The organism is Psychrobacter sp. TB67 (assembly GCF_000511065.1).
Taxonomy (GTDB): domain Bacteria; phylum Pseudomonadota; class Gammaproteobacteria; order Pseudomonadales; family Moraxellaceae; genus Psychrobacter; species Psychrobacter okhotskensis.
Window position 1 is genome coordinate 123,093 of record NZ_AYYA01000082.1, and the last position, 6,537, is coordinate 129,629.

Consider the following 6,537-nt stretch of genomic DNA (forward strand, 5'->3'; position numbering starts at 1 on the left):
CCTTACTCAATTTATTAAGTTGTCGTTTATTAAGTTGCAAACGCTTAAGCTATAAAACTGATGTTCTATTCAAAATAACAGGTTTATTAAGGCCATTATCCACAACACAAACAGCAGTAATAACGCTAAAAACTGGGCAGCAGAGCCGACATCTTTGGCTATTTTTGCTAAGGGATGTTGCTCGGTTGAGGTATGATCGACACTGGCTTCAATACCTGTATTAATCAACTCAACAATGAGGGATAAAAAGGAAGCAACCACCAGCATCATTTTTATACCGATATTAAAAGGCATAAATATAATGGCTATGAATAATACGAGATTGAGCCAAAAAACTTGCCTAAACGCTGCTTCAAACTGATAAGCCGCTTTAAAACCATCTATAGAATATCCTGTGGCTTTTAAAATACGCGCCAAACCTGTTTTACCTTTAGCATTACTCGCAAAGCTATCTACTACAAGAAAATCACCAGATACTGGCTGATTTTTATAATCAGGATGTGCGGCATCGTGATCGAGAGTAATAGGTTTGAGGTTATTCATATTAGTTGCTTACTGGTCATTTAGATTAGAGTGGCTGGCATATCTTAAGTATATGATGAAGCGTGTTAAGAAAGCGTTAAGGCATCGCCCATCTATAGTCATTCCACTATAAAAGTATTACTGCGTTAACCTCGTTTGAAGTATGACCCATACATCAGCAATACCGTGGCATTTTTAGGAGATTTTGACTATAGATTGCACCTGCTAAAAAGCAGTAGCTGACACCTAATTTTACTAGGGTATCGGCTACTGCTGCTGATTGAAGTTAGAGTGAAAATACAATAAAAGCGAAAATATAATAAAAGTGCAATCACCGATATAATTATTGTTGTGATGATCCCAGTGTAGGAGGGCACTGGTTAGCACTTGGGTATCAGTATGTGCTTAGCGCTGTTAAGAAAGCGTTAAGATAAAATACTTTTAATTAGGGCGTGTCTTCATTTCAAAGATGGCGATAAAAATGAGATAAATTGCCGTCAAACAAGAAAAATAGCGTAGATAATATCGGGATATTAACAAGCTATTTGACGATGTTTGGCAAGATTTAGCCATTTTTAGCCCATTTAGATGACTATCGAGTGAATTGAAGACACGCTCTAGATTACTAAGCATTATTTTAGCGGGGTAATAATAATCTGAAATTCAAAATTTTCTAGTTTTATGATGGTATCAGCCGTTGCTTTCTATCAAGGTTGAAGAGGACATTTAAGGTAAGTGCCATTATGGGTACACTCATTTTTTAATGAAAATTATGCCACTGTCATCGTTATTTATAATAAATACTAAAGGTACTGCCGCCTGTGGTATTGGCTTGATGGGTCAGTTGCCAGCCCATATGCGTCATGATGCGCTGCACGATGCTAAGACCCAGTCCTGTACCCTCAACTTTATAGCTCGCATAATCGTCAGCCAGCAAATCTGTAGATAATGGAGTGCTATCATTCTGCTGATCTAAACGCTCAAATCTCTCATACAGCAACGGCATCATAGACTCGGGAATGCCTAGGCCTGTATCGGTGACCGTTATTTTTTCTGCATCAATAGTGACTTTGACTTCACCATCATCTGTGTACTGAAAAGCATTTTTAATCAGATTACCCAGCGCCATTTTTAACAGTTCAGGGCGCACATTAGCAGAATACTCTTGTTCAGCGACTACGGTATAAGTCACCGTTTTATAACGCAGCAGATACTTTAAGCGCTCTAATTCATTGATAGCGATGTTATTAATAGAGGTTTGCGGTGCGTCCAGTTTTTCAGGGGCGCGCGAGAGTAGTAACAACGCGCTGATAATCTCGGAGGTTTCTTTAGCAGTCGTACTAATGCGCTCAGTAAATTCACTCAAATAGTGATCGCTTGCTAATTGGGAGGCCAGTACTTCTGACGCACCCATAATAATCGTTAAAGGCGTGCGCAATTCGTGGCTTACATCGCCGGTAAATAGCTGCTCACGTTTGAGGTACTGCTCTAACTTATGATTTTTCTGATCAATCGCTCGTGCTAAGACGCCAACCTCCGACGGCAAATGAGTCAATTCGGTTAAATTTTGGTGATCGTTTTCTACCGCTTGTTTTAGATCTAGTAGCGGCTTAGTAATCTGCTTTGAGGATAGCTGAGAGAATATGATGGCAATCAGCAAGCTTAAAATAACAGCCACTCTCAAGGCATTGGCAAAGATGTCTTCTAAATGTTCAAAGATGGCTAAAACAGGGTAGTTTGCCAATACCATTTCTCTGTCTTCTAAGTAAGTCAAAATAAATTTCTGTTTATTTTGCTGATAAGCAAAGAAGTGCAGGTTGGTTCTGGTCGTACCTGTTTTAGTGTTAACCGTGACAGAGGTTTCTTGCACTTTATCATCGGCCATAGTTTTCAAATCTTCAGGCGCAGTATCATAGCGGTAAATTTTGATACCTGGATCTGCCACATAGACAGCCAGCTCGCCTTCTTTTTCTTGACTCAGCTCTAGCTGCTGTAGCAGGCGTGCCTTTACCAGCTCTTTCTCCATCCTCGTCTCTGCATACACAAAAATGCTGACGAAAGTCGCGCACAGTAGTACGGCAAATAAAAAGTATGATATTCGAAACTTGTTAACGATAGAGTCAATTCTGAACATAGCATCACTTCGTAGTGGCAAAGGTAGTAAAGGTAGTAAACAGATTTTACACTTTATCTGGGTCAATAATCTGATAACCAACACCAGGCACCGTCACTATCATAATGTCAGCAAACGGCTTATCGACTTGGGCACGCACACTGTGCATATGGGTACGCAGTGCATCGCTACTAGGAATATCCTCACCCCATACCTTTTCCTCCAATTCGCTTTTACTGACGACTCGGGGCGACGCATTCATCAAAGCTTCTAATATTTTAAACCCTGTTGGTGTCAGTTTTAACGCTTTGCCTTCTCGGGTAATCGTGTGTTCCTCTGTATTCAAGGACAATTTGCCGATATTGATACTGTGATGAAAATGGTCGTCTTGATGGCGACGTATAAGCGCTTTGATGCGAGATTCTAGCTCAATGAGTGAGAAAGGCTTGACCAGATAATCATCAGCGCCACTATCGAAGCCTGCAACTTTATCCAAAATCGTATCGCGAGCAGTTAGCATCAATACAGGGGTTTTGTTGTGGAAGTCTTCTCTGAGTTTTTTGCACAGTTTTGTACCATCCATACCCGGTAGCATGACATCCAATAAGATAACGTCGTAGCGATTGTTCGAAGCCAGTGTTAAGCCACTAATGCCGTTATGCGCATTGTCTAATGCAAAGCCTTTAGGCTCAAAAAAAGCATAAATATTGGCCACGATATCTGGGTTGTCTTCAATAATAAGTATTTTGTACATAGTTATCTCATGCATAAATGTCAGCAGTGCTTAGCGCTAAAATCTTAATAGACAGACTTAAAAAATGTCGGTGCTGCTGCTACTTCGTCAGTCGTAATACCGAAAAAATTAAGTAAAGTCGGGGTAATAAAATCGTGTGATACCGGCTGATCAATCATACTAGCAAGGCTGCTTTTATCAATATTGTTGCTAGTAGGCGACCAGATAATGACGGGTACCTGCTTTTGAGCATCGGGCGCTATGGCATAGGGTAAACCATGCAAGTAGATGTTATTTTCACCCAAGCTTTCTCCATGATCGCTGATATATACCATCGTCACATCATAATCCTGCTCATAAGTTTTTAGCGTATCAATAACGTTATTTAAAAAGTAATCAGTATAACGAATGGCATTGTCATAACCGTTGATGACGGACTGATCATCGCACTTGGACAGCTCGTTAGTCATACATACTGGCTGATACACTTCAAATTCTTTAGGATAACGTTTGTAGTACGCAGGACCATGGTTGCCCATTTGATGCAATAAAATAAGCGTGTCTTTAGCTGGTACGTCCGATTTTACCCTTGTATCTGACTTAACTAAAGTATCAAAACCATTTAACATACCAATGTCACGACACTCAACATCACAATTTGGATTGATATCAGCTGTCCTGTAATTTTCAAAGGTCACTCTATCAGCCACCCCTTTAGAGCTCGAATTATTGTCTCGCCACACAACATTGACGCCTTGCTTATGTAGAGTATCTAATACGTTCTCGTTGTAGTCCGAATTATTATCATTATAGTTTTCTCGACTGGCATAACTGAACATACAAGGTACAGAATAAGCGGTAGAAGTGCCGCAAGAGGTGGCATTTTTGAAGCTATAAATGTCTGGCTGGTTAGCTAAAAGAGGCATCGTATCGCGCTTATAGCCATTAAGACCAATGTGATCGGCGCGAACGGTTTCACCGACGACAAAGACCATAAGTTTAGGTTTTGCAGCGTTAGTTCCCGCAGTAGCAGTGAGACGTTTGGCATCTGTCGCATGTGCTATCAAGGTGTCAGGACGACGTAATTCATCGACGTAATCGGTACCCAATTTGATAACAGAGTAAATAGGAGTAATGGGATTGGCGTAGCTACGAACCATTTTATGTTGGCGAAAAAAGGTCGCGTATTGATCCCCAAAAGGTAGTAGAGCGACGGCTATTAAAGCGACAGACAAGATTAAAGTCGCGCTCCTTTGCAATAATGCTCGACGTAAAGGCACTCGTTTGATACGAATCTTTGCAATAAGAACAGCGGGTACAACACCTAGCAGAAATACCCGAATAAAAAAACTTAGCGACATCAGCCCCATCGCTTCTGCTCGATCGGTCTGCATACTGTTGATCAGCATACTACGATCAAATATCGTACCGTAAGCGTCTGTAAAATAACCACATACAGCCGCTATCAATACCATAGCGATGAGCACTGGTTTTGCAATGGGTCGATAGCACAACAACTGAAAGATTAGCCACATCAAGCCTAACAACAAGGCTATGATCGAAATGATAAAACCAATATTAGTGCTAACAGGATAGATACTTAGCACTTGTGTAAAAAAACCAAAATTCGCAGTAGCGACTATATAAAGAGCCACGATGATAATCAAATAACTGAGATTGATCTCACGATTAAAGAGATTGCGTCGATAGCTTTTTTTAGTACTGGCTTTGGTAATATCGGTGCTAAGTGCTTGAGAGGTTGACATAGTGGGGCTTCTCAACAGAATGATAAGGAATGCAATTCCTTACGATAACAAGTGCTCTGTTAAGAAGACGTTAAGACAGTTGGATTAAGGGATAGTTTGAATGGGTATCAGGATTCATTAGACTGAACAATGAGATAGTAGTGTTGGTTACATTTCTGATTTAGGCAATTCTATCGATAGTATTAACTCTAAGTATTCACAGTTTGCTTAGGGTCTGTTGAACATTCAAATGTGGCACTGGCAGTGGCTATTTTTTAGACAATGCGCAGTCCTAATATTTGAATGTTCAACAGACTGTAGTGGCATAATAAAATTGGACAGCTTATAAGAGATACCATCTTAAAAAAGCCAAATCAAGTGCTAATTAGCTCAACTCTTGCTTGGTAAGGTTGCTGATGTTTAACCACGCCGAAACAAATATGCACAAGCTTACGCATCGCCGCACAGACAGCCTGCATTTTGCACTTACCGTTAGCAAGCAGTCGCTCATACTGCGCCTTAATGTCGGGATTATGCTTAATGGCGACTAGCGCCGGCATATACAATTTAGCTCTTACGGCACTTGAGCCATTCTTTGCTAAGCGAGACTTGCCCTTAAATAGCCCTGATTCACTATGCTTGGGAACTAGACCTAAAAAGGCTGCCATTTGCGACGCTTGACTAAACTGCTTATTATGCATCAGCGACATCATCTGCTTTGAGACAACAGGGCCGACGCCTTTAATAGTTTGTAGCAGATATTGGTCTTGCTTTAAATTGGGATGACCATCGATATGGTCATCAATATCACCATTGAGCTTAACAATGGCGGCTTGCAAAGAGACTATCATCTGCTCAATAGACGCTTTAACGATAGGAGCGGTGTCTGTGGCCTCCGTTTTTTCCAATCGATTCAGCTCACGTTGTAAGTCTTCTTGTAGCGCGTCTAAGCGCGACAGTAAAGACTTGAGGTGACGCGCCTCTGCTGGCGGCGGTGTCCACAATTTAGGCTTAGCACTATAGGTGTAGCGGGCTAATAACATACTATCTTTCTTATCCGTCTTGTTGCGACTTCCTAAACTAGCAGCATAGCTTTTGACGTAAGCAGGATTGATGATGCTAACGTTAAGCTTTTTATCAAATAGGTAGTAGGCGATGTTCTCGTGATAGACGCCTGTAGCTTCAAGGGTTATGTGGATGTTGTTTAAGTCATCAGTAATGTTAGCAATTAGCCAGTTGATAAGAGCAGCATAGTCACTGTGATCATTTTTAAAGACTTTAGTTTTGAATTTTAGTTTGTCAGTGTCTTTGAGCCATGCAATATCTAGCTTATTTTTACTAACGTCTATGCCTATATAATGTGTCATCTTATTGTCTTCCCTTGTTTATGCAGTGTCACTCATGGCATCTGATAAGATGTCGAG

The 6,537-nt window shown here is 40.8% G+C and carries 5 protein-coding genes; all 5 read right to left on the reverse strand.

The window, feature by feature from the left end:
• Positions 1-69 precede the first annotated feature (69 nt).
• On the reverse strand, positions 70-543 hold the full coding sequence (locus tag W293_RS0114820) for a diacylglycerol kinase (protein ID WP_025653170.1): 474 nt from the start codon (positions 541-543) through the stop codon (positions 70-72).
• 766 nt (positions 544-1,309) lie between these two features.
• On the reverse strand, positions 1,310-2,656 hold the full coding sequence (locus W293_RS0114825; RefSeq protein WP_025653171.1) for a sensor histidine kinase: 1,347 nt from the start codon (positions 2,654-2,656) through the stop codon (positions 1,310-1,312).
• A 46-nt stretch (positions 2,657-2,702) separates the two neighbouring features.
• Positions 2,703-3,389, reverse strand: coding sequence for a response regulator transcription factor (locus tag W293_RS0114830; protein ID WP_025653172.1), 687 nt, complete (start codon positions 3,387-3,389; stop codon positions 2,703-2,705).
• 44 nt (positions 3,390-3,433) lie between these two features.
• On the reverse strand, positions 3,434-5,134 hold the full coding sequence (locus tag W293_RS0114835) for a phosphoethanolamine transferase (protein ID WP_025653173.1): 1,701 nt from the start codon (positions 5,132-5,134) through the stop codon (positions 3,434-3,436).
• Positions 5,135-5,487: 353 nt separating this feature from the next.
• A complete protein-coding gene (locus tag W293_RS0114840) occupies positions 5,488-6,480 on the reverse strand; it encodes an IS110 family transposase (protein ID WP_025651576.1) in 993 nt (330 codons plus the stop codon).
• Between the last annotated feature and the right edge of the window lie 57 nt (positions 6,481-6,537).

Excerpts from the sequence above, each read along its gene's own strand:
- W293_RS0114820 (WP_025653170.1), bottom strand. The coding sequence starts at position 543 with ATGAATAACCTCAAACCTATTACTCTCGATCACGATGCCGCACATCCT.
- W293_RS0114840 (WP_025651576.1), bottom strand. The coding sequence starts at position 6,480 with ATGACACATTATATAGGCATAGACGTTAGTAAAAATAAGCTAGATATT.
- W293_RS0114835 (WP_025653173.1), bottom strand. The coding sequence starts at position 5,134 with ATGTCAACCTCTCAAGCACTTAGCACCGATATTACCAAAGCCAGTACT.
- W293_RS0114830 (WP_025653172.1), bottom strand. The coding sequence starts at position 3,389 with ATGTACAAAATACTTATTATTGAAGACAACCCAGATATCGTGGCCAAT.
- W293_RS0114825 (WP_025653171.1), bottom strand. The coding sequence starts at position 2,656 with ATGTTCAGAATTGACTCTATCGTTAACAAGTTTCGAATATCATACTTT.